The organism is Agrobacterium sp. AGB01, from assembly GCF_014851585.1.
In the GTDB taxonomy this organism is placed as follows: domain Bacteria; phylum Pseudomonadota; class Alphaproteobacteria; order Rhizobiales; family Rhizobiaceae; genus Agrobacterium.
This window is the reverse complement of the sequence record NZ_JACVAB010000004.1, coordinates 442,698-465,988: the sequence shown is the minus strand read 5'-3', so window position 1 is coordinate 465,988 and position 23,291 is coordinate 442,698. Positions and strand designations below refer to the sequence as shown.

At 56.4% G+C, this 23,291-nt stretch carries 18 protein-coding genes; 8 read left to right on the top strand and 10 right to left on the bottom strand.

Annotated elements, in window-relative coordinates; translation table 11 throughout:
- The first annotated feature begins 30 nt into the window (after positions 1-30).
- Together IB237_RS16915 and IB237_RS16910 are read left to right on the top strand one after the other, a co-directional pair.
- Positions 31-942 carry an inositol monophosphatase family protein gene (locus IB237_RS16915; RefSeq protein ID WP_192489845.1) on the top strand — a complete coding sequence of 304 codons (912 nt, stop codon included), beginning with the start codon at positions 31-33 and terminating at the stop codon, positions 940-942.
- 45 nt (positions 943-987) lie between these two features.
- Positions 988-1,614 carry a dual specificity protein phosphatase gene (locus IB237_RS16910; RefSeq protein WP_192489844.1) on the top strand — a complete coding sequence of 209 codons (627 nt, stop codon included), beginning with the start codon at positions 988-990 and terminating at the stop codon, positions 1,612-1,614.
- Positions 1,615-1,657: 43 nt separating this feature from the next.
- Here IB237_RS16910 and IB237_RS16905 read toward each other — a convergent pair whose 3' ends face one another.
- From IB237_RS16905 to IB237_RS16875, 7 genes are all read right to left on the bottom strand, one after another.
- Positions 1,658-2,497: a MurR/RpiR family transcriptional regulator gene (locus IB237_RS16905; protein WP_371815340.1), complete on the bottom strand. Its 840-nt coding sequence runs from the start codon at positions 2,495-2,497 to the stop codon at positions 1,658-1,660.
- Between the two features lie 101 nt (positions 2,498-2,598).
- On the bottom strand, positions 2,599-3,279 hold the full coding sequence (locus tag IB237_RS16900) for an aspartate/glutamate racemase family protein (RefSeq protein ID WP_192489842.1): 681 nt from the start codon (positions 3,277-3,279) through the stop codon (positions 2,599-2,601).
- Positions 3,280-3,355: 76 nt separating this feature from the next.
- Positions 3,356-4,318, bottom strand: coding sequence for an ABC transporter ATP-binding protein (locus IB237_RS16895; protein ID WP_192489841.1), 963 nt, complete (start codon positions 4,316-4,318; stop codon positions 3,356-3,358).
- A gap of 1 nt (position 4,319) precedes the next feature.
- Positions 4,320-5,372: an ABC transporter ATP-binding protein gene (locus tag IB237_RS16890; RefSeq protein ID WP_192489840.1), complete on the bottom strand. Its 1,053-nt coding sequence runs from the start codon at positions 5,370-5,372 to the stop codon at positions 4,320-4,322.
- Positions 5,369-6,259, bottom strand: a complete 891-nt coding sequence (locus tag IB237_RS16885; RefSeq protein WP_192489839.1) for an ABC transporter permease — start codon at positions 6,257-6,259, stop codon at positions 5,369-5,371. The genes IB237_RS16890 and IB237_RS16885 overlap by 4 nt, the downstream gene beginning before the upstream one ends.
- Before the next feature lie 3 nt (positions 6,260-6,262).
- Positions 6,263-7,216, bottom strand: coding sequence for an ABC transporter permease (locus IB237_RS16880; RefSeq protein ID WP_192489838.1), 954 nt, complete (start codon positions 7,214-7,216; stop codon positions 6,263-6,265).
- Positions 7,217-7,295: 79 nt separating this feature from the next.
- Positions 7,296-8,888 (bottom strand): ABC transporter substrate-binding protein, encoded by a 1,593-nt coding sequence (locus tag IB237_RS16875; RefSeq protein ID WP_192489930.1) that lies wholly within the window; start codon positions 8,886-8,888, stop codon positions 7,296-7,298.
- Positions 8,889-9,169: 281 nt separating this feature from the next.
- Between IB237_RS16875 and IB237_RS16870 the strand changes: the two genes are divergently transcribed.
- The gene (locus IB237_RS16870; RefSeq protein ID WP_192489837.1) at positions 9,170-9,991 is read left to right on the top strand and encodes a bifunctional allantoicase/(S)-ureidoglycine aminohydrolase; all 822 of its coding nucleotides are present in this window, start codon (positions 9,170-9,172) and stop codon (positions 9,989-9,991) included.
- Positions 9,992-10,100: 109 nt separating this feature from the next.
- Here the strand turns inward: IB237_RS16870 and IB237_RS16865 are convergent, their stop codons facing one another.
- The 3 genes from IB237_RS16865 to IB237_RS16855 form a co-directional block, all read right to left on the bottom strand.
- The gene (locus tag IB237_RS16865) at positions 10,101-13,595 is read right to left on the bottom strand and encodes an AAA family ATPase (RefSeq protein WP_192489836.1); all 3,495 of its coding nucleotides are present in this window, start codon (positions 13,593-13,595) and stop codon (positions 10,101-10,103) included.
- Positions 13,595-14,866, bottom strand: a complete 1,272-nt coding sequence (locus tag IB237_RS16860; protein ID WP_192489835.1) for a DNA repair exonuclease — start codon at positions 14,864-14,866, stop codon at positions 13,595-13,597. Before IB237_RS16860 ends, IB237_RS16865 begins: the two co-directional genes overlap by 1 nt.
- Before the next feature lie 158 nt (positions 14,867-15,024).
- A complete protein-coding gene (locus IB237_RS16855) occupies positions 15,025-17,232 on the bottom strand; it encodes a methyl-accepting chemotaxis protein (RefSeq protein ID WP_192489834.1) in 2,208 nt (735 codons plus the stop codon).
- A gap of 365 nt (positions 17,233-17,597) precedes the next feature.
- Here IB237_RS16855 and IB237_RS16850 point away from each other — a divergent pair, with 365 nt between their 5' ends.
- The 5 genes from IB237_RS16850 to IB237_RS16830 all read left to right on the top strand — a co-directional run bounded on the left by IB237_RS16850 (position 17,598) and on the right by IB237_RS16830 (position 23,272).
- Positions 17,598-18,344: an SDR family NAD(P)-dependent oxidoreductase gene (locus tag IB237_RS16850; protein ID WP_192489833.1), complete on the top strand. Its 747-nt coding sequence runs from the start codon at positions 17,598-17,600 to the stop codon at positions 18,342-18,344.
- Between the two features lie 126 nt (positions 18,345-18,470).
- Positions 18,471-19,841 (top strand): MmgE/PrpD family protein, encoded by a 1,371-nt coding sequence (locus IB237_RS16845; RefSeq protein ID WP_192489832.1) that lies wholly within the window; start codon positions 18,471-18,473, stop codon positions 19,839-19,841.
- Entirely contained in the window at positions 19,838-20,803 is a 966-nt protein-coding gene (locus IB237_RS16840) for a branched-chain amino acid ABC transporter permease (RefSeq protein WP_192489831.1), read from the top strand. The genes IB237_RS16845 and IB237_RS16840 overlap by 4 nt, the downstream gene beginning before the upstream one ends.
- Positions 20,803-22,569: an ATP-binding cassette domain-containing protein gene (locus IB237_RS16835; RefSeq protein ID WP_246787997.1), complete on the top strand. Its 1,767-nt coding sequence runs from the start codon at positions 20,803-20,805 to the stop codon at positions 22,567-22,569. Before IB237_RS16840 ends, IB237_RS16835 begins: the two co-directional genes overlap by 1 nt.
- Positions 22,562-23,272 carry an ABC transporter ATP-binding protein gene (locus IB237_RS16830; RefSeq protein WP_192489830.1) on the top strand — a complete coding sequence of 237 codons (711 nt, stop codon included), beginning with the start codon at positions 22,562-22,564 and terminating at the stop codon, positions 23,270-23,272. The genes IB237_RS16835 and IB237_RS16830 overlap by 8 nt, the downstream gene beginning before the upstream one ends.
- Positions 23,273-23,291 lie beyond the last annotated feature (19 nt).

The following is a 23,291-nucleotide window of genomic DNA, read 5'->3' as shown; positions in this document are numbered from 1 at the left end:
GCTTTTCCATCGCAAAGAGGTAAAACATACATGCCGACCGACAATAATTCGACCAGCCCGCAGTCTGCTTCAGAGGACGCACTTGCCCGATCCCGACGGTTGATGGCGCTTGCGAAATCAGCGGCGCTTGCAGTTCGCGCGCCGCTGCTGGAGGCTTTTCGGTCGAACATGACGGTCGATTACAAAGTCGATCTGCATGACATTGTTACTGTCCATGACAAAAGGGCCGAGGCGACGATCCGTGCCTTCATTCTGGAGCGTGAGCCGAATTCGGCTATCATGGGTGAGGAAGGTGGCCAGATCGGTTCAGGCGACATCCAGTGGTATGTCGACCCGATTGATGGCACCGCAAATTTTGCCCGCGGTCTGGCATTCTGGTGCGTATCGATTGCTGCAGTCATTGACGGTGAGGTGGTTGCCGGCGCGATACTGGACCCGGTGGCGGATCTGATGTTTGCCGCCGATCTTGAATTTGCCTATCTCAATGATGAGGCGATCCGTTCCCGTTCGGTTGCCGATGAGGCCAAGGCAACCCTGATTACCGGATATCCGGTTTCGCGCGACTTCCGTCTCGATGGTAAGGAGGTAGCTCTCGCCAATTTTGGGGTGCTGGTCGAGACCTTTTCGACGCTGCGCCGTCCGGGCAGTGCGGCCCTTAGTATCGCCCATGTCGCAGCCGGTTGGGCTGACGCCGCCACCGGGTTTGGGGTCAATGCCTGGGACGTGGCAGCGGCCACGCTTATTCTGAAAAATGCCGGTGGCCGGTATGAGCCGCTGACGCTGGGCAAGGTGGCGTCTGGCTCACTCGATTTTCTGTGCCCCGGTTACATTGCCACGGGCGAGGGCGCGAATTATCCGGCGCTTGAGCGTATTGCCCGTTCCATCTCGGAGACCCGCGTCGCCAAGGCTGGCCAGATACAGACATCGACCCGGGTCGGATAATCGGGTTAAAGCGAAAAAGGAAAGCCGTCATTTGCGGAGGACAATATGCAGCACGTTGAAACCAGAAAACCGCAGATACCGGAAAGCCGTGAACTGCCGAAACTCAGCATGATCTATGAACGTCACCCGACCTACGGGATCGATCTGTTTATTTCGGGCAAGGAAGGTGCAAGCGATCTCGATCTTTTGCGTCGCAACGGTATTACCACCGTCGTCAATTGCGCTGTAAATCTCGACTTCAACTATGTCCGTCAGCCGCAGGTCGTGTCGGACCACGAAGGCAGCGTCTATGGGCCGGGCGAAATCCGTTATTACAAGATTGGCTTAATCGATGGCGATGGCAATCCGGACACGCAGATGGTGGCGGCTCATTATATCTTCCGGGCGGCGTTGGAGCAGATACTTCCAGACAAACCCTCTTATCCCCGTCGGGAACGTGGCAGCGTGCTGGTAAACTGCCGCGGTGGCCGATCCCGTTCGGTTGCCGTGGTTTCGCTGTTTCTACACCTGACTCTACCGGATGAGTTTCCGACACTGGAAGCGGCAATCGACCATGTGCGCGCGCGCCGCGAGTTGCCGGAAGATGAGTGGTACAAGGCACCAAAGCCGGTGCTTGCGAATGCGGCACGGCGTGCCGCCGAATGGATCAAGATGATCGACCGCTCGGCCTAGCCATCGAAATGATACCGGGCGGACTTGCTGAAGTGCTGTCCGGTTAAAGCTCGTCCAGACTGTCGTTCAATGCCTCGATGCTGCGCAGTCTGGCGCGGCCTGTGATATCTGCTTTTTCCAGGCATCTGGTAATCAGTAAGTGGCAAAGCGCGAGGACCGATGTGTGGTTGAACAAGGGACCGGGCGCTAACGTCTGGCAGTGAAGATGCCAGGCTGCCGTGGTCAGCAGCGGAGCGCCTTCATCAGTGATGTAGACGAGCTTTGCCTTTGATTTTGCAATTTGTTCCAGCAGCGTGTCCATGGTTGCGACACGACGGCGAAGACCAAACAGAATGACCACGTCATCGGGTCGGAAACTGACGAGATGCTCTCCCAGCGTTTGTCCGGGCCCCGGGATGGCGACGATGTTTTCGATCACCTGAGTCAGTTGCCACTGCATATAGGCTGCGAACGGCTGGCTGCTGCGAAAGCCGATGACCCAGACCTTTCTTGCCGCCAATGTTGCCTCGGCAATATCATCGATCTGATGGTCGGTGATCGACAGAAATGTTGCCTCGATGTTGACGATGCCTTGAGCCACATGTGCTTTGACCGACTGGGTGGATGATGCATCCGTCGAAGTTGTCAAAAACAGCCGCGATCCCGTCTGTTTTTCGGTGCGTGCATGCCGGCGGGCTTCCTCGTAATTGTCGTAGCCTAACCGCTGCACAAAACGCGAAACAGTAGCTTTCGAGACATGGGCCAACGCCGCAAGCTCCTGTGCAGAATAGCTGGCCAATTCTCCGGGAAAATCGCAAACAAACTCACCAAGCCGGCGTTCTGCGGGGTGAAGGTCGGGAAGCGCCTGTCTTACGCGAAACAGAAACGACTTTTCTTTCGGCACACCTAACTCCACCAGATTATCTGCTGTCGCAGTTTTGACAGGCGTGGCGGTATTAGCAACCAAAATGCTTCTGGATGATGAATGGCGGTGGGAGGGGGCTCTCACGAGCATGCCTCGCACATGTTGCCCGATCTGTCTGCCATGTGACGTAACAACTGTTCAACGGCAGTACTGATCGGTGCAATAACCGGTATCTTGAAGCGAGGGGCAAGCCCGACAGCCGCCTGACCCAAGGGGCCGCCGCCAATAATTACGGCCTCAGCGCCATCCAGCTCGAGAGACTGCTGCACGGTTATCGCCAGTGCGTCTTCAAGGGCGGTGGCATTGGACGCAAGTTCAAGCGGGTCTTCAGGAGTCAGACGGGTGCCAGTGTAAAGATGGCCAAGGCCAAGACCGGTTGCCTTGCTGGAAAAACTCGCCACCAGATCAGGTGTAACGGTGGCAATACCAAAGCGGCGTCCGCCCTTCGACGCTTCCAGCATGCCCGCTTCGCAAATGCCAACCACGGGAATATCGACCAATGGCCGCAACTGGTCGATACCGGGATCACCAAAGGCACTGATGATTATGCCGTCCGAGTGGGAGGCCGCGGCGAGCCCCATTTCCACCACGCCGGCGACGGATGCGGCAAGTTGCCGATCATTGATGATCATCGGCACACCACGCTCTGCGGTGACGCCATCAATCGTCACACCAGGTGGTAACTGGCCACGGGCAATCTCCGTCATCATTGCCGTCGTGTGCTTTGATGTATTGGGGTTGATGAGGGTTATATGTGTCATGTCATTAGGGGCGCCCGGTACAGGGACGCCCACCTCCCTTGTTCATTTTTATTTTTGGAACACGATAAGGCAAACGCTAGGTGTATTGAAGGCAGGCAACCTGCCCGTTGGCGTCAGTGCCAACCAAACTGGGCACCGTCGAATGGCAGCTTTGCACCGCCTGCGAGCAGCGTGGTGCAAAGGAGCAGCCGGGTGGCATATTAGCGAGGTCCGGCGGTGATCCGGGAATGGTGATCAGGCGGTCGCGGCCATGGGCAAGCTCAACGCGTGCGCCAAGCAGCCCCTTGGTATAGGGATGTCGAGGGTTCTTGATAATCTCGCTGACGGTGCCTTCTTCAACAATGCGACCCGCATACATGACGGCGATCCGGTCTGCGACCTCTGCGGCAACGCCGATATCATGGGTCACGAAAATGACCGACAGTCCATATTCCTTCTGCAACTCGCGGATCAGCAGCAGGATCTGTATCTGCACGGTTGCATCCAGCGCGGTGGTTGGCTCATCGGCCAGAAGAACCTTCGGATTGCAGGCCAGCGCCATGGCAATCATTGATCGTTGTAACATTCCGCCCGACATTTCATGCGGATAGTTTTGCAGGCGGCGTTCAGGCGAAGGGATTTTTACCTTCTGAAACAGGGCGAGCGCACGCTCTGCAGCCTCCTTTCTGGAAACTCGCTCGTGGCGCATGATGGTTTCCTCTATCTGGTGACCAAGTGTGTAGACCGGGTCCAGAGCCAGGCGGGGTTCCTGAAACACCATGGAAACGACCGCGCCACGAAAATTGCCCAACTCCCGTTTTGAAAGGCAGGTGATGTCACGGCCGCCGACGACCATAGAGCCTTCCATGGTTGTGCCTTTAGGATGTAGCCGCAAAAGCGACCGCATCGTTACGCTTTTGCCAGAGCCGGATTCACCCAGCAGTGCGACGACTTCGCCGGATTGCACCGAAAGACTGACGCCGCTCACCGCTTTCACCGGCCGGCGACCGCGATTGAACGTCACCGAGAGATTGCTGATATCGATCATCGGACTAACCATCTCATGCCTCCATCATGGCGTGGGCCTTGCTGTGTCCCGATCCCGAAAGGGACATGAGGCAGGCGGCCTGTTGTTGCGCAGATACATTTGCGAGCGGCGGAACGGATTTACTGCAGATCTCTTCAGCGAGGGAGCAGCGTGTATGAAAACGACAGCCTGACGGTGGGTCGATCGGGTTTGGCGGATCACCCGCCAGTGGTGTCTCCATTGTTCGTTCTGCGGGGTCCATCTTGGGCATGGATGCCAAAAGGGCGGCAGAATAAGGGTGTCTGGTATTGTCGAAAATCGCGTCGCGGCTGCCGATTTCAGCAACCTTACCCAGATACATGACCATGACCCTGTCGCACATGAAGCGTACGACGTTCAGGTCGTGGGAGATGAACAGGTAGGTCAGGCCGAAATCACGTTTCAGATCGAGCAGAAGATTGAGGACCTGCGCTTCGACTGATTTATCCAGCGCGGACACGGCTTCATCGAGAATGACCAGACGCGGTTCCAGAGCTAGGGCGCGGGCAATGTTGACACGCTGGCGCTGACCGCCTGACAATTCATGCGGATACCGTCCTGCAAAACGGCTGGGCTCAAGTCCGACGCGGTGTAGCAGGTCATGGGCACGCGCCAGGGCCTTGTTGATCGGTACGCCGTGAACTCGAGGACCGAACGCTATGGATTCCTCCATGGTGAGGCGCGGATTTAGTGACGCGTAACTGTCCTGAAACACCATCTGGACCTGGCGGCGATAGTCCGTCAGTGGCAGGGTGCCACCAACCGTTTCACCGTCAAACAGCAGTTCGCCTTGGTCGGGCTTGATCAACTGCATCAACAACCGTGCCGTGGTGGATTTGCCGCATCCGCTTTCGCCCACCACGCCAAGGGTTTCGCCCTTGAGAATGTCGAAATCGACACCATCAACGGCGCGCACGACTTTTTTCGGTTGAAAAAGCCCGCGTGATTTGACCGGAAAGTGCTTCAATAACCGACGCGCCGAAATCAGAGGCTGCGCCGGTCCACCGCGATCACGCGGATCTTCCTTATCATGTGCAAGGTCTATCATGACTTCACATCCATGGCTGAGCGCAGCCCGTCAGAGAAAAGATTAAAGCTGATCGATGTGATGAAAATCATCACTCCCGGCAGCGCTGCGACCAGTGGATTGACGTAGATCGCAGTGCGCAATGTGTTGAGCATCAGTCCCCATTCGGCATCCGGTGGGCGGGCACCGAGACCGAGGAATGAAAGGCCGGATGCGAGGATCATGGATACTGAAATCAGGCTGGTGGCAAAAACGAAGATCGGGCCGAGGACATTGCCCAGAATATGCACGCTGATGATAGTTGGCGCACGCGCGCCGGAGGCGCGGGCTGCATCGACATAATCCAGCCCTCTGACCTGTGTTGTCACACTTTCTGCGATACGAGCGATCTGGGGTATAAAGACAACTGTCAGCGAGACCATGGCATTGGCAAGGCCGGACCCGAGCGCACCCGACAGTGCAACAGCCAGCAGCACTGAAGGAAAGGCATAAAAGACATCAACGGTGCGCATGATCAGCGTGTTGGTGAGGCCGCCAGCATAACCGGCGATGATGCCGATTGTTGAACCGATGACAAATGCGATCGGGACCGGGATAACGCCCATGATCAGCGATAGTCGTGTGCCGTAGATCAACCGAGAGAGCATGTCGCGGCCAAGCTCATCGGTGCCCAGCCAATGGCCGGGTGTTCCGATTGGCCGCAGCCGACGAATGACATTGGCTTTGGTCGGGTCGTGAGGTGCCAGGTAGGGTGCAAAAATGGTGACAGCGACGAGCAGCACGATGATGGAAAGCGCTATCAATGCCACCGGATCGCGACAGATGCGTTGGACGACGCCATGCCAGAAACCGGGAGAGCGGATGACGCGCGGAGCGTCGGTAAGGGGATCTGCGGTAATGACGGCCATGCCTCAGCTCCTTTGAATGCGCGGATCGATAGCGCTTTGCAGCACATCGACGATCAGATTGACGAGGACGAAGAAGATCGCAAGCACCAGTATCGTGCCCTGCAGCACCGGCAGGTCGCGAGTAAAAATGGCGCCATTCAGCAGGAAACCCGTGCCGGGGTAGGAGAACACGGTTTCGATAATGATCGAGCCACCGAGCAGATAACCAAGTTGTAGGCCCATGACAGAAATAGCTGTCGGCGCGACGTTGCGCACCACGTGCCGCAGAACCTGCCGGGTCATCAACCCCTTGGCGGCCAGCGCCTGCGTGAAATCCTGCGCCAAAATATCGGCAACCAGTGAGCGGATCGTCCGGGCGATAATGCCCATCGGTATCACCGACATGGTGACGGCTGGCAGGATCAAGTAGCGGATATAATCCCAGCCAATGGTGCGACCGTCCGAACCACCGGGTCCGCCGCCCATGGCGGGAAGCCAGCCGAGCGTCACCGAAAAGATGATGACCAGCACCATGCCCAGCCAGTAATGCGGAATGCTGACGCCGAGCATGGAAATGGCCGATGCAACGCGGTCAATCCATGTGCCACGAAACACACCTGCCATAAAACCAAGAACGGTTCCCAGCGTGAAGCCGATGAGCGTTGCAGCCACAGCCAGAATGATGGAATTAATCGAAGCGGAGACGATCTCGCCGAGGACCGGACGACCTGTCGCAATCGACATGCCAAGATCACCTTGCAGGGCGCGCCACATCCACATCAGATATTGTATGGGTAAAGGCTGGTCGAGGCCGTAGAAGCTACGCATCTGTGCCTGGAGTTCAGCCGAGGCATCGGAAGGCAATACGGCGGCGAGCGGATCGCCCGGGGCAATGTGGATCAGCAGGAAGCATACGATACTGACGCCTATGGCGACCGGTATGACATGCAGAAGTCGTTTCAAACCATACGCCAGCATTGGTCCTCGCTTGGAAATGGGTTGGATCGGGCAGCTGGGATATGCCGGGTATCCGGCATATCCTTTTCATTGCGATGGATCAGGGTTCGATGGTGATCTGCGAAAAATCTTGGAACCAGTTCTGTGCCTGCACGAAGCCTTTGACCTTGGCGGACATGGCGCGTGTGTTAACGTCATGGGTGACCATCAGGAACAGGGCATCGTTGACGTATTTTTCGTGAACCTGCTGCAGGACCTTGTCCTGTTCTGCCGGGTCAAAGGCATTGCGTACCTTGTCGAACAGGGCATCCATTTCCGGATCACAATAGAATCCCCAGTTGGTGCCGGTTGGCGGGGCGAGATTGCACTGTGACTGACGGATCATCGCGCTGAACGGATCCTGGATGAAGTAGCTGTAGTTGACTGCGGTGCCGCCCTTCGAGCTGGCATCCTTTGCCCCTGCACGCCAGATGTTGATGACGGTGTTCCAGTCTGCCACTTCGTATTCGACGTCGATGCCGATTTCGGCCAGCGTCTGCTGAATATATTCGTTCATCGCCAATGGGAGCATCTGGCCGGAACCGGACGAGGAAATGATAACCTTGGTCTTCAAGCGTTTGTCGGGGCCGTAACCGGCTTCTTCCATCAGCTTGGCGGCGGCCTCGACATTATATTCCAGTTTGAAATCCGGCTTGCCGAACCACTGGTGGCCAGGAGGCAGATATCCCTGGGCTGGCACGGAAAAACCACCCAGCAACTCGTTCAGGCCGTCACGATCAACGGCGAGGTTTGCGGCCTTGCGGACCCTGATGTCGTTCCAAGGTGAACCTTCGACACGCGAAAGGTGCCAGGTCCAGTTATGCGGATAGGCATTCGTGACAATGTTGAAACCGGCATCCTTGACCGACTGGGCGGAATCCGGTGCCGGCGCCTCGATCCAGTCCACTTCACCAGAGCGAAGGGCTGCGATGCGGGTGTTGGCTTCTGGCAACGGGATCAGGACGAGTTTATCGAGCTTTGGAACGCGGTTTTTGTCCCAGTATTCGGTGTTTGGCGTCAGCTCGGCCCGCTCACGTGGCGTAAAGCCATTTTCAAGTTTCCATGGGCCGGTGCCGGACGGTTTTTGCGCTACCGCCTCCCAGCTTTTGCCCTGAGCTTCCCAGTTCGCAGGAGACGACAGCAGAATCCAGCTCAACTGGTAAGGCAAGGTCGCATCAGGTGTTTTGGTAGTGATCTCGACGGTAGTCGGGTCGATGACCCGGTAGCTTGCAACCGCGGGAATACGTGACTTTCCCTGTGCGGACTGCCGTTGATCGAACTGCGGTGCGTCGGTCTTCAGCAATTTGTCGAGGTTCCAGACTACAGCCTCGGCATCAAATGTGCTGCCATCGTGGAATTTGACGTTTTCACGCAGCTTGAATATCCATTTTGAGTTGTCAGCCGGATCAACATTCCAGGACAGTGCGAGGCCGGGGGTGAGGACCGATGGTTTGTCGGCGCTCGACAGATCCCATTCAACAAGCGAGTCATAAACGGTGTAACCCATGAAACGCTGACCTTCGCCGCCCTGATCGGTTTGCCCTGTGGTCAGTGGAATGTCCGAGGCGGTCATGCCAATACGCAAAGTGCCAGCGGCCAGCGAAATGCCTGCATTTGTGGTGATCAGGGCCAAAGCAGTGGCGCCGACCAGCATGGAGTTTTTCAATCCGCGCAGAATGGTTGGTTTGGTCTGTATCTGCCTCGCAATTTGCATCATGCTGTTTCCCTCTTGTTGTTTATGCTGAACCTCTGTCCAGTCGTTTTATGAGAAGCAGTTTTCATGCCAGTTTATATGAAAATATAGTTTCATGTTATTTTACAATTGTTTGGGTTGCAATTGGAAAGAGTTGTGGCAATCTGACGCCACTTGTTGTTTGCTTAAAACTCGTGCTGCTTCTAATGAAGATGCACAATTGTGCGCCGCGGAGATGAACCATGGATACGAAACGATATCACTCACAGTTTGGCGGCTTGCCGGGCCAGACAGAACTTCTGTCGAGCAAGGCTGTTTTTACGACCGCCTATGCCGTTATTCCGCGTAGTGTGCTCACTGACATCGTCACCAGCGTGCTGCCGCACTGGAAAGCGACGCGCGCCTGGATTCTCTCCAGACCACTGACGGGTTTTTCCGAAACCTTTTCGCAATATATAATGGAAGTGCAGCCAGGTGGCGGTAGTGATCGCCCGGAGCCTGACAAACGTGCACAGGCGGCAATCTTTGTCGTCGAGGGTGGCATGGTGATCGAGCACGATGGCGTGGAACATACGCTTCGGACCGGCTCGTTTGCCTATATCCCTGCGAGTTCATCGTGGAAATTGCACAATCCCGGCACTGAGGCTGTTAAGTTTCACTGGGTTCGCAAGGTCTTCCAGGAAGTTGAAGGACTGGAACTTCCGCCAGCGATTTTCGCGCATGAAGATGAGCGATCACTCTCGGCCATGCCCGGAACGGATGGCCGCTGGGCAACAACCCGTTTCATCGATCCCGATGATGTGCGTTATGACATGCACCTCAACATCGTGACCTTTGAACCCGGCGCGACCATTCCATTCATGGAAACTCATGTCATGGAACACGGTCTTTATGTGCTTGAAGGCAAAGCCGTTTACCGCCTCAATCAGGACTGGGTCGAGGTCGAGGCCGGTGACTTCATGTGGCTGCGCTCTTTCTGCCCGCAAGCGTGTTATGCCGGTGGACCGGGCCGCTTCCGGTACCTGCTCTACAAGGATGTGAACCGCCACACCTCGCTCTGGTAGTCTAAGCAAGCGGGATTCCCTAAGAAACGCGTGTTGCATCAAGGCAGATTTGTTTTGGCAGCACGCGTTTTTGTTCTTGTGCAACGATTGCATGTGCTGGAGCGATTGATCAGCCCGATACAGAGGAAATTTCATGAACCTTTGCGAAGGGGAGTTTTTCGGTCGCGATGTCGCACAAATGCCGGTGGTGGGTCAGGTAGATGACCTGTCCGACCTCAGCCATCCGCCCGAATAGCCGGAATACCTCTTCTGAGCGCGGTTCGTCGAAGGTCTCCATAATGTCGTCGGCGATAAACGGCACGGACGGGCGAGCCATGGCGAATTCTTCATATCCGGCCAGACGCAGTGCCAGATACAGCTGAAATTGCGTTCCCTTGGACATTTCTACGGCAACCTTGGAGCCGCCGTTTCGCGGCAGGCCGATCAGGACTTCCTTGTCTTTGTCTGGTCGCGTTGCAAGGCCGTTATATTCTCCGCGTGTGATAAGGCGAAACGCCTCTGATGCCCGGTTCATCATCGCGCTGCGATGTTTGTCGCGATAGGCACGAATGCCATGTTCGGCGATCAGATTGCCGCTGCGCAGCCGCAGATAACGCAGCGCAAGGTCTTCGACCTCCAACAGCAATGTGCGGCGCTGGGCTTCAAGACGTGCGACGGCATCATCGCCACCAATCGCCGACAGGCGCTCGGCCGCACGTGCCTTGTTGGCAAACAGGGTCTTTGAGCGTTCATCGAAAGCGTCAATGCGTGCCACAAGTTCGGCTTGCTCGCGCTGTAATTCGCTCAAATCGACATCGGATGCACTGTCCATGGCAATATCCAGCGACGGCATCTGCATCTCGCTGAAAATCTGCTGTTCCAGCTTGTGCAACTGGGCGACCAATTTGTCTCTGTTGCCCGACTGGTCCAATGCCTGCCGCACCTCTGCCAGTGTCTCGACTCCAAAAAACTCGGTCATCTGGGTTTTATGTGCGGCGTGAAGTGCGATCTCGCTGTCCAGCTTCTCACGCTCAAGCGCCAGACCAGCGAGGGACTGATCCCGTTCCTGCCGTTTCGTCGCGACGTGTCTGGCTTCGTCAAGACGCGTGATCAAGGTTCTGGCTGCGGCGAGGGGATCGCCGTCGTCACATGTGTCGCCGAGAACCTCATAGATTTGCGCGACAGTATCGACAAAGGATTTCTGGTTGGCCTCCATCGATACGATGCGGTGGTGCAGGTCGGCCTGTTCACGCAAGGCTTCCGGCAGGGCAACGACAACGTCAAGAAGTTCTCTGACCGCGCCAATGCTGTGTTGCCTGTCTTCAAACCACGTCGTCATGAGCGTATTTGACCAGCCGCGCTGCCACTCCTCAGAGGCTTTCGCGGCTTCATCACGTGTTGTCTTGCGCTGAGAAACAGCCGTTTCGAGTTCCGCGATGCGTTTGTCGGCAGCCATTCGTTTGGCTTGCAATGCCGTGTGGTCGGCGAGCAGGTTCTCCGCCGCCTGTGTCATGGCGGCGAGATCAAGTGCATCCACCTCAACGCCACTGGCACTTAAGGCCTTCGCAAGGCCGTCCTGTTCCGTTGCAAGTGCGGCTCTTGCCTGTTCGACGCTCTGCAAGGTCTGGCGTAAATCGTCCCAGGCGGCCAATCCGGCGGTGTGGCCCTCTGCCAATTGGCTTGTTTTCGTCAGCCAACTCGCAAGGGAGGCGTCTAGTGGAAGTTCGATTTCAGAGGGCATCTCAGATTGGATTTCGCGGCGCAGCGTCGCCAGGTCGCCATCCGTTTCCACAAGCAATTGACGCTGCCGCTCATTATTGGCCGTGGTTACAGCGAGTGCTGCCGTCAGAGACCGCAGTTCTTCCAACTCCTTGGCTTTGTCGAGACGGGCGGTGACAACCTCGTCGGTTTTTCGCATCTGTTTTTCAAAAAGTGCGGCGGTTTCCTGATCAAGTGCGGCCAGATGCTGCTTCCAGATTTCATCCCGTTCGGTAAGGGTGAGCTTAGTCTGTTCATCATCCAGAATGCTGGCTGACGCGCGCAAGGCTGCAATCCTCGCGGTTTCCTCGTCCTGGCGGGTCGTAAGCTCTCTTTGCCGTTCGATGATCTGGGCGCGACGTTGCTCGATCGCGGAAAGCCGCAATTTCCATGTCTCACGGCGATCAGCGGAAGGTAAGAATATGCGTCTGAGGGCATCTCCATCACCCGACCATGGGAAAAGTCTGGCGACGGCATCGTCGAAAGCCTGACGTTTGGTGGTCAGACTGCGTTCCGCAAGACGCAATTCCGCAGACAAATTACCGTTTCGCACTCGGTTCAGCGTCGATTGAAGCTGTGCCAATCGGCTGGCGTTGAGCGCAACGTCGGCGACATCCAGAGTTTTACGGGCGCGTTGCTCGTTCTCCAGAGCTTGTTGTGCCGCGACGTGTTCTTTTTCAGCAGCAAGCAGAGCAACATCAATACCTGATTTTTCGCTGATCAGATCGCGTAGCATTCCTATCGTAGCCGCCTGTATCAGCAGTACTTTTGGGTCCTTAACGTCGGTCTGCCCCAAGGATGCCAGGATCATGTCGAGCTTGCGGGTTGCCTGCGACAATGCCTCTTTTCTTTTCGGCAAATCCTCCTCTGCCGTGGCATAACGTGCTGCAGCATCGGCCAGTTGATCGATCCGCTCGGCAGTGGCCAATAGATGCTCATCGGTAACCAGTTGGGTCAATTCGGAGCGATGTGTTTGTTCGCGTTGGTCAAGGCCGGCCAACCGTGTCTGAAAGCGCGCCTCTTCGACAACAAGATTGGGGAGTGCCGTTGCCCATTCGTCTGGTGGCCTTGGCAAATCATCATAGTTCGAAAGCTGCTCTTTGCCGCGGCTGTATTCACCCACAAGTGGATGGGTGCGCAGAACGCGTGCAATCTCATCCTGCCGTGTTTTTGCGGCACTAATGTCCTTCATCACGGCGTCATAGGCCGCCTCGGCCTGTTCCAGTTCCGCCGTCAGGGCCCGATAGGCAGAAGCCTGCGTATCGATTTCGTCGCGCTGCGATTTAAGGTCTGCAATCTGTCGCTTGAGGCTGGCAATTTTTGTCGAGCTTGCGCGCTTGCGGAAAATCCCATCGGCTTCACTGGTGGCCGCTTCAAGAATGGAGCTGACACCTGCCAGGCCGGCACTTGCCGAAAACAGCAATTCGCCCAGATCGCCCTTGCTTTCCAGAATGGCGTTGCCGCCATCTTCCAGCGTCTGGTCGTCGAGTGAAAACATCATGCGATAAGCATCACGGCTCAGACCGGCAAGCGGAACACTGAGCGCCCCCTCATTGAGCGGTTGGCCCTGTTCGTTCAACAGTGAGTTGTTGCGCTGCTTGATACGTTTGAATTCATGGGCCTGACCGTCGAATTCGAGGCAGGCACCAATTTCCATCGCCTTGCCTTGATGCAGGAAACCGTATCGCGTGCGTTCTTCGATGCCAAACAGCAGATCGAGATAGGCATTCAGGGAGGTCGATTTTCCTGCCTCGTTCAGGCCGTAGATAATGTGCAGGTCCGGCGTGCCGACTTTGTGCTCGCCAAAGTCGATCGAATAATCGGTAAATTTTCCATAACGAGTGAGATCGAGCCTGCGCAGACGCATCAGTTGATCTCCGATGCTTCCGGTTTTAACCGGGCGAGGATGTCATCACTGCCTTCCGCGAGAAGCTGGTCAATCAAGGTTTCAAATGCCGCTTCATTATCACCACTGAATGCTCGTGCCTCCGGTGGCAGATCATCGCGCAATTCCTTGACCAAATCCCTTACTGCTTCACGAATGCCATGCTGTTTGATGATGTCGTTACGCATCAACTCGCCAAGCTCGAGCACCGGATCGGCGGCGGTATCTCCACTCGCGACACTTGTTGGGGCTATCGTCGCCACTTCGATCTTCTCAATCCAGGTCCGTCCGAGGCTTTCGGCACGTTGTTCGGTTTCTGCCAATAGCAGGTCCCGATCACGACGCAGCTGAAAGGACAGCGGTGTGGCCCCTGTCAGTCGCAGGCGTCCAACCAGATGCGTCGAATTTGCTTGGTCCCGGGCGTTGCCCATGGCCGCCTCAATCAGATCTGCGGTTTCACGCCAGGTTGCGGCAGAAGACAGATCGACCGGGATGCGTTCAAACTGTGCGATGCTGGTTGCGCGCTCTTCGATGGTAAGGCTGCGGTCATCGTTGACTGTCACGAGGGTGACGGTCTTTTCGCCGTTTTCATTGATGTCGCGGCCCTGCGGCATGCCCGGCATGATGACGGTGCGCTCACCCTTATGCTGTGTGCGGGCATGGACGTGTCCAAGAGCCCAATAGTCGAAATTCCAGTCGTGCAGGTCTGACACCTTGCATGGCGCGTAAAGGTCATGACCGGGCGCTCCGGCCAAACTTGTATGCATGATGCCGATATTGACCGCGTCCGGTGTGGGGCGATGATATTTTTCGAGAAGGCTTTCCGGCGCATGCGGTTTGGCAAAGCTCAGGCCATGAATGGCGAGCGTGAGGTCCCCATGGGCAAAATCAATGGTCTGAGGCCGTCCGCCAAATACGGTGACGGAAGGCGGCATGATCAATTCCTGGGTGATGCGTGACAGCGCATCGTGGTTGCCACGGATGACAAAGGTCGCGATGGCTGCTTCATGCAGCCGACGCATCTGGCTTGCCAGAAAACGCGCAGTTTTCATCGAGGTCTGGTCACCGTCATAGAGATCGCCGGCAATAACCAGCGCGTTGACCTGCTCATCGATACACAGATCGACGATGGCTGCAAAAGCTTGTCGGGTGGCGTCACCAATCAACTCGGCAAGATCGCTGTTTCGCAATGCCAGAGAGCGGAGTGGAGAATCAAGATGAAGGTCGGCTGTATGAATGAACCTGAACGGCATGCGGCATTTTTCGAGGAATTCACCGGCAAAGTAAAGCGACGAATGTCGTCAGTGGTCGCGCAACAACAAGATAACTGTTGGTCCTGTCAGCGGCCATAAAAATTCCGGCCGTGCAGGACACGGCCGGATTGGTGGGCATGGATAGTTGGTAGAAAGACTTACGCTGCGCCCCGATACTGCATCGGAGAAACAGTGTGCGTTTGGGTCAGCCGGAACTGGCCAAGGCGGTTGGAGAGGGCAGAGACCTCCGTTACCAACGTATGGGAGGCGGCGTTGGATTCCTCGACCATTGCCGCGTTCTGCTGGGTGGACTGATCCATCTGGTTCACCGCAGCATTGATCTCTTGCAGACCAGTTGATTGTTCGCGCGCGGATTGCACAATCGCCAGGACATTCTGGTTGATCTGCTGCACTTCCACGACGATCGCCTGAAGCGCTGTGCCGGTCTGTCCAACCAATGAGACACCGCGTTTTACATGATCCCCGGATGAGGAAATCAGGCTCTTGATTTCCTTTGCGGCCTGCGCCGAGCGTTGGGCAAGTTCACGAACTTCCTGAGCGACTACGGCAAAACCCTTACCTGCCTCACCGGCACGGGCGGCCTCAACGCCGGCGTTGAGGGCGAGCAGGTTAGTCTGGAAGGCGATTTCATCAATGACGCTGATGATGTTGGAGATGGATTGCGACGAGTTTTCGATCTCACTCATCGCATTGACGGCTTCGCGCATCACATCGCCGGATTTCTCAGCCCCAAGCCGCGTGCGGGTGACGAGGTTGCCAGCTTCTTCAGCGCGGGCAGTCGAATCTCTCACCGATGTGGTGATCTGCTCCAATGCTGCAGCTGTCTGTTCAACCGATGCGGCCTGCTGTTCGGTGCGGCGGGCAAGATTGTCGGCGGCGTTGCGAATTTCTTCCGAACCGGATTGGATTGTTGAGGCGTTGTCGCGGAACGACAACATTGCCGCCTGCAATTTCTCCACGGAATGGTTGAAGTTGCCGCGAATTCCGTCGAGCGCCTGGCAGAAGGATTCTTCAAGGCGCACGGTCATGTCACCTTCAGACAGCCGCTCCAGTCCACCAGCCAGTCGGGTTACAGCAAATCGGACTTCTTCTTCCTGCGCGGAATTGATCCGCTCACGTTCAAGACGTTCTGCCTCTTGCGCTGCGCGTCCTGCCTCGGCTTCCGCTTCAAGTTCCACACGGCGGCGGTTGTTCTGAAGCAAGATTTCAAGAGAACGTGACAGGTCACCAATCTCGTCCTGTTTTTCACGGTCACGAAGATCGACATTCAGATTGCCGCTGGCAATTTCGTTGGTTTCACCGATCACATTGGCAATGCGGCCAACGAAGCGACGGGCAATCAGCCAACCGGAAAGACCAAGCAGTGCAATCGCGCCGGCGGTGATGAAGGCTGCACTCCACATCATGCTATAGAGACCGGCAAAGACCGTGTCTTTCGGGATAAAGGCAATTGCATACCAATTCATCTCGGGTGTGAGTTTGACCGGAGCAGCAATCGAGAAATAGGTGGTGCCATCCGGCGCCGTCATCTCCTCTTCGGTGCCGGAATTGGCGATGATATTGGTCCAACCTGCAACAGCATCGCCTGCATTGGATATGGATTTTCCGACCAGTGCCTTGTCCGGGTGGCTGATAATATTGCCCTTGGCAGTTACCAGCGCCAGAAAACCGGTGTCCATCGGATGGATTTTTGAAATCGTCTCGTTGGCGGCGGCAAGCGAGATGTCGATGCCTGCAACGCCAACAGATTTGCCATTTTCAATAATCGGCATGGCAACGGATGTGATCAACACGGTCTTGCCATCAACCGGGTATTCATAGGGTTCAATGACAACCGTTTTCTGGCTTTCGCGGGCCAGAAGGTAATAGTCGCCAGCGCCAGGTACGGTGTAATCCACAAGTGGATCGTGTGCGATCTTGTCGCCGCTACGCGACATGTAAGGAACGTAACGTCCTGTCGCATCATGCCCCGTCTGCCCGGTGTTATCGCCGTCATGGCCGTCGAAAGCGTTCGGCTCCCAAGCTGTCCATGTGGCCAGAAGTGCGGGGTTGTCGCGAAGGGTTGCGGTCAACATGGCATCAGCCGTTGTACGATCGGCCTTTTGTGCCGTTTGCATCGCGGTCAGGCTGGAGCGAATGCCACTGGCCACCTGAACGGCGTTGCTCATATCTTTGGCTATCCCGGCGGCACCCGATTCCGTGATCTGCTTCATGCGAGTGATGCTGGCTTCTCGCATGTCGCTGTAGGTGATCGAGAATAGAATTCCAGCCGCAGCCGCTGTTGTCAGCACCCCAGCTGCTGCAACAGAGAAAATATTGCGACTTGTGGCAGATCGGAAAATCATGACGCTCCCCATGTGAAGTCACGGAATACTCCTCCTCGAAGTTGCCGTGACTTGGAGCGGACAACCCTCGGTGCCGGTGATCGGTGAGGATCGCTCCAAATGTATGTATATTATATATCTGTTATTAATAATGCGTTGTATGGCATCGCCTGAAAGACGGTGCGAAATAAGGCTTTTCACGATTTTAGGCCCGGGCAAGCGGTGGTGGTTTTGCCTCATCATATTGCCAATACGGGAAGACAGTCGCCTGCCGTGCACTCTGAGGGACGGGGTTGGTCAAGTGGTGTAAATTTTATGATTGTATTAATGTCATTTTGTGATATTACCCATTTTAAGGATTAGGTAACGCAAAAGGGGAGGTTTGCATGCCGGCAGTGGAGGGATTGCGTGCTGTTGTCACCGGAGGCGCGAACGGTATCGGTCTTGCTATCGCAGTGGGTCTTGCGAAAGCTGGGGCCACAGTTGGCGTCCTCGACAATGATGCCGGACGTTTGGACGTTGTGATCTCCGAAAATGCGGATGTGGATCTTGTCGCTCTAGCCTGCGATGTCAGCGACCGTCAGGCCGTTCATAAGGCGATTGGTACATTTGCCGCAGATGGCGGTCTCGATATTCTCGTCAACAATGCCGTTGTTTTCCATTATTCGCCACTGGCAGAATTTCCCGAACATGAAGTGCACCGGATGCTGGATGTTGGCATCAAGGGTTTTCTCTGGGCAACGCAGGCGGCGACGCCGTTCATCGAGAAGAGCACAAACGGCAGCATCATCAACCTCTCATCCATTGCTGTTTCGATGGCTGTTGGCCGCACCTCGGTTTACACGACGATCAAGGGCGCAATCGATGCTTTCACGCGCCAACAGGCTGCTGAACTGGGCGCCAAGGGTGTGCGGGTGAATGCTGTTGCGCCCGGCTCGGTGCGCACGCCCGGAGCCAGCGCAGTCATTACGGATGCTGGCTGGGCGCAACGGGAGGCGAAGTCGCTGCTCGGCCGTTTGCCTGAGGCGGAAGATGTTGCCAATGCTGTGGTGTTTCTGGCTTCGGATGATGCGCGCTGCATTACCGGCGTATCTCTGAAAATCGATTGTGGAATGTCAATCGCGGGCGCTTGAAGCGCGGCCGCGACGCGTTTGCCAATTTGCATGAATGGAGGCGGGCTGTCCCTTTCCGGGCGCCCGAAGCCTTGCTCATGCCTGCGTTCAGGCGGGTTGACCAAGGGCCAAGAGGGAGAGAGTTCAATGAGAAGCAATGCGCTATTGCGCGAACTTGTCGCTCAGGCAAAACCTGAAGGCGGCTTCCCGGACGAGGTCCGGGCAAAGGCAGCCACCTGCCTTGCCGACTTCATCTCCTGCGCAATCGAGGCTGCCGATCTACCGTGGAGCAGGCAGGCACTGGCTGTCGCGGCTGGCGGCAATGGCCCGTGCGCGGTGATTGGTGAGGCCGCGACTGTTGGCGCATTGGATGCAGCCTTCGCCAATGGCGTTCGTGGCCACGGCCTCGTGCGTGAAGACATGCATGCCGGCAGTATCAGCCACATGGGTGTTGTGGTCTGGCCTGTTGTTCTGGCGCTCGTTGCCGAAAACCCTGACCTTGTGGCAGATCCACTGGAAGCAGCCATTGCGGGTTATGAAATCGGTGGCCGGGTCGGACGGGCTCTGATAACGCCAGATATGGCGCGTCGCTTTCGTCCCACTGGCCTGATAGGCCCACTTTCAGGCGCACTGGCTGGCGCAATACTGCTTGATCTCGATCAGGAAAAGACACTCAACGCGCTGGCGCTTGCCGCAAATGCCTTTGGTGGTCTCAACGAATGGCCGCATAGCGGCGCTGACGACATGTATTTTCACCCGGGTTTTGCGGCTCGCAATGCACTGACCGCTGTAAAACTTGCCGCACTCGGTGCCAAAGGGTCAGACAGCGCGCTTGATGGTGTTGCCGGCCTGTTTTCTGCCTTTGGCATTCCGCTACCGACTGAGCGCATCTCGCTTTATCCAAATGGCACGTTTGAAATCATGGCGGTGTTCAACAAGGAAGTGCCGGCCTGCAATTTTGCACAGTCACCTTGTCAGGTGGCTTTGGCGGCCATCAACCGGGTGGGAGATGGCGATAGCGTCGAGAAGATCCATCTGTCGACCTACAACGCTGCCCTGAATTATCCCGGCTGCAACTATCGAGGTCCATTCGAGACGCCGTTGCAGGCAAAGATGAGTATTTTCTTTGGCATGGCCGCGACGATTGCCCGTGGCGAGATTGCTGAGGCCAATTATGCGCTGCTCAATGATGCAGCGATCACCGACCTGATCGACCGCACGACCATCACGGTTTCCGATAGGCTGGATGGAGCCTTTCCGGCCCGTCAGGGCGCGGAACTCCGGGTGGAGACGAAGCGGGGTGAGGTGATCGTTGAACTCCTTGATGATGTGCGTTCAGCGTCGCCAGAACTGGTTCGCCAGAGATTGGCCGATGCCGCGGCAACTCGCCTGGGGAAAGAACAGGCGCAGCAAATCGGGCTTGCCATTGAAAACCTGACGAAGAGCGGGGCCAGCGCACGCGCTGTAGCGGCGCTGGAAAAATTATGCCGAACTGGAGGAGGAGAAAGAGCCGTATGAGCGACTTTCAGATATTGATTGAGAGCATCTTGCAGCTCCTGATTACAGGTGTGCTGGTTGGTGCGCTTTACGGGATGATGTGCGTGGGTCTGGCTATGATCTTCGGCATCATGCGCGTGATTAACTTCGCCCAAGGCGATTTTATGATGCTCGGCATGTACGCGACTTATTTCGCGTTCGGCGCTTTTGGCATTCAGGCCTTTTTCGGTGCTGAACTTGGCGCCTATGTTGCCGTCATGGCAGCAGCGCCTGCGATGTTCCTGTTCGGCTGGATCATCCACCGTTTGATGATCCGTCGGGTGACAGGAACACGGACTGTGGGCATGGAGGCCGAGGGCCACTACGCACAGCTCATCCTGACACTTGGTATTGCCCTTATCCTGCAGAACGGCGCGATGATCCTGTTTGGTGCCGATCTCGTGTCGATCCGCACACCGCTTTCAAGCGATGCATGGGCACTTGAACCGTTTGGTGAAAGCATGCCGATCCTGCTGTTCTTCAACAAGTCGCGTGTGCTGACGGCGCTGTTTTCGGCCGTCGCCATCATCGGCCTGTGGCTGCTGATACAACGCACCTTCCTTGGCAAGTCACTGCGTGCTGCGGCCGACAATGCTGAAGCTGCGACCTATATGGGCATCAATGTCGACAAGTCGCACCGTGTGGCCTTCGCCATTGGTACTGCGGTTACGGCGATGGCCGGGGGTTTGCTTGCCACCAACTATCCGTTCAGCCCGTTCGTCGGTCTCGAATACGTCATCATCATGTATGCGGGCGTCGTTCTCGGCGGCATCGGCAGCGTCATCGGTGCCTTCTGGGGCGGCATGCTGATTGGTCTCATCCAGCAGTTCTCGACGCTCGTCCTGCCCACCCAGTTGCAGAATGCGACAATCTTCGTGTGCTTCCTGCTGGTTGTCATGCTGCGACCCCAAGGCCTGTTCGGCCGCAACGTGGAGAGAACCTGATGAATATGTCTGTTCTCAAATCTATCAGGATCTTCTTCGCATTGGCGCTTGGTTACATGGTGCTTGCGATCTTTGTGACCAATTCCTACTACCAGCTCATTTTGACGCTGGTGCTGATCTGGGCCATTTTTGGCCTGAGCTGGAACATCTTCAGCGGTTATACCGGGCTTGTGTCCTTCGGCCATGCCAGCTTTTTCGGCATAGGCGCCTTTGCCACCGTGCTTGCACAAATCTACTGGGGTCTGTCGCCCTGGCTGATGTTCTTTGTGTCGGGTATCATCGGCGCGGTTGCCGGTGTTCTGATTGGTTTTCCAACCTTCAAGCTGCGCGGCCACTACTTCGCGCTCAGTATGCTCGCCTATCCGCTGGCACTGATGTACGTCTTCCAATGGCTTGGTTTTCCTGAAGTCAGCATTCCACGGGTCCACGACAATCCTGCCGCTTACATGCAGTTCACGGATGGTCGGGTCTACACGCTGATTGCCATGGTCTTCCTCTGCGCCGTTGTCGTGCTGTCGCGGGCAATCGAAGCCTCTCGTTTCGGCATGGCGCTTATCGCCATCAAACAGAACGAGGCAGCCGCTGAAGCCGCAGGTATCGATACCTTGCGATGGAAACTCAAAGCTATCGCGCTGAGCGGTGCCATTGCCGCCATGGCCGGGTCGCTCTATGCCGTCGTCATTCTCGTCATCACACCGCAGTCGGTATTTGGCATGCTAGTCTCTGCGCAGGCGCTGACTGTGACGATGTTCGGTGGTGCGGGTACCTTGTGGGGACCGATTATCGGTGCGTCCTTCCTGATCCCGATTGCCGAAGTCCTGCACGCGGAACTCGGCAACTTCCTGCCCGGTATTCAGGGCGTGGTTTACGGTGTTGCCATCGTGGTTCTGATCACTGCGGCACCGGAGGGCATGTTCTGGAAAATTCGTGACCGTTTGCGTAGCCGCAAGGAAGAAACGTCACCTGTGATCGCCGATCAGCCGGTGGCTGCCAATGTCACACCGCTTCCTGCCCGGGAAACCCGTGGACTCAACCCCGAAATCGTCCTCGACGTGCGCAATATGTCGAAGAACTTCGGTGGTCTGAAAGCCGTGCAGAATGTCAGCTTCCAGGTCAACAAGGGCATGATCCTCGGCATTATCGGCCCGAACGGTGCCGGCAAGACCACGCTGTTCAATCTGCTCAACGGCTTTCAGTTGCCAAGCGAGGGCGAGGTGATGGTTGACGGCGTCAACATGGCGCGTCGCAAACCGCATGAACTGTGTCAGGCCGGTGTCGGCCGCACGTTCCAGATCATGCGTCCGTTCACCCGCATGAGTGTGCGTGACAACGTGAAGGTCGGCTCTTACGTCACCGCAAAAAGCGAGGAAGAGGCAGAAACCATTGCTGACGATGCACTTCGTCAGGTCGGATTGTTGCATATCGCGCACCAGCTTGCTGGGGGTCTCTCGACCAAGGACCTGCGCCTGATGGAACTTGCCCGCGCTTTGGCCGGAAAACCACACATCCTGTTGCTGGATGAGACATTGGCAGGGCTTGGCAAGGAAGAGGCGGTCGAAGTGGTTGCCGTTATCCGTCGGCTGTCAGCGTCAGGTGTCACGGTCGTGATTATCGAGCACACGATGCATGCCATGGTTCAGCTGGTTGATCGCTTCCTTGTGCTCGATCACGGGCAGGTCATTACCGAAGGACTGCCGCAGGAAGTTACCCGGGATTCACGGGTTATCGAGGCCTATCTTGGAAAGAAATGGGTGGCAAATGCTTGAGATCGAAGACATCACCGCCGGCTATTCATCATCCATCGCGGTTCTGCACGGCGTGTCACTCACGATCGGCCAGGGCCAGTTCATCTCGGTTGTCGGTCCAAATGGTGCGGGCAAGACCACGTTGTTCAAGGCAATTTCTGGGATCGTTCCATTACGCGGTGGTCGCATTCTCTGCGAGGGACAGGATATTTCCAACCTTGAGCCATCCAGTCGACCACATCTGGGCATCGCCCATGTGCCAGAGGGACGGCAGGTGTTTCCGTCGATGACGGTGCTTGAAAACCTGGAAATGGGTGCCGCGACCGAAAAGGGCCGCCGCGAATGGAAAGAAAATCTTGAGCGCATATACACCTGGTTCCCGGTGCTGAAGGAGCGTGCTGGTCAGTATGCTGGCACATTGTCGGGCGGTCAGCAGCAGATGCTGGCCATAGGCCGCGGTTTGGCATCATCTCCGAAGCTTTTGATGCTTGATGAGCCATCCATGGGACTTGCTCCATCCACCGCCGATCTTGTGTTCGACAAGATGATGGAGATCAGGCGTGACATAGGTCTTTCGATCCTGCTGGTGGAGCAGCGGGTCGCCGAGGCCCTGCAATTTGCAGATCGCGGATACGTTCTGGAAACGGGGCGAATTGTGCTCGAGGGAGACGGAGAGGCGTTGAAGGCCGACGACCGCGTCCGTCAGGCATATCTTGGAATGTAACAAAGCAATAATGTGTGGA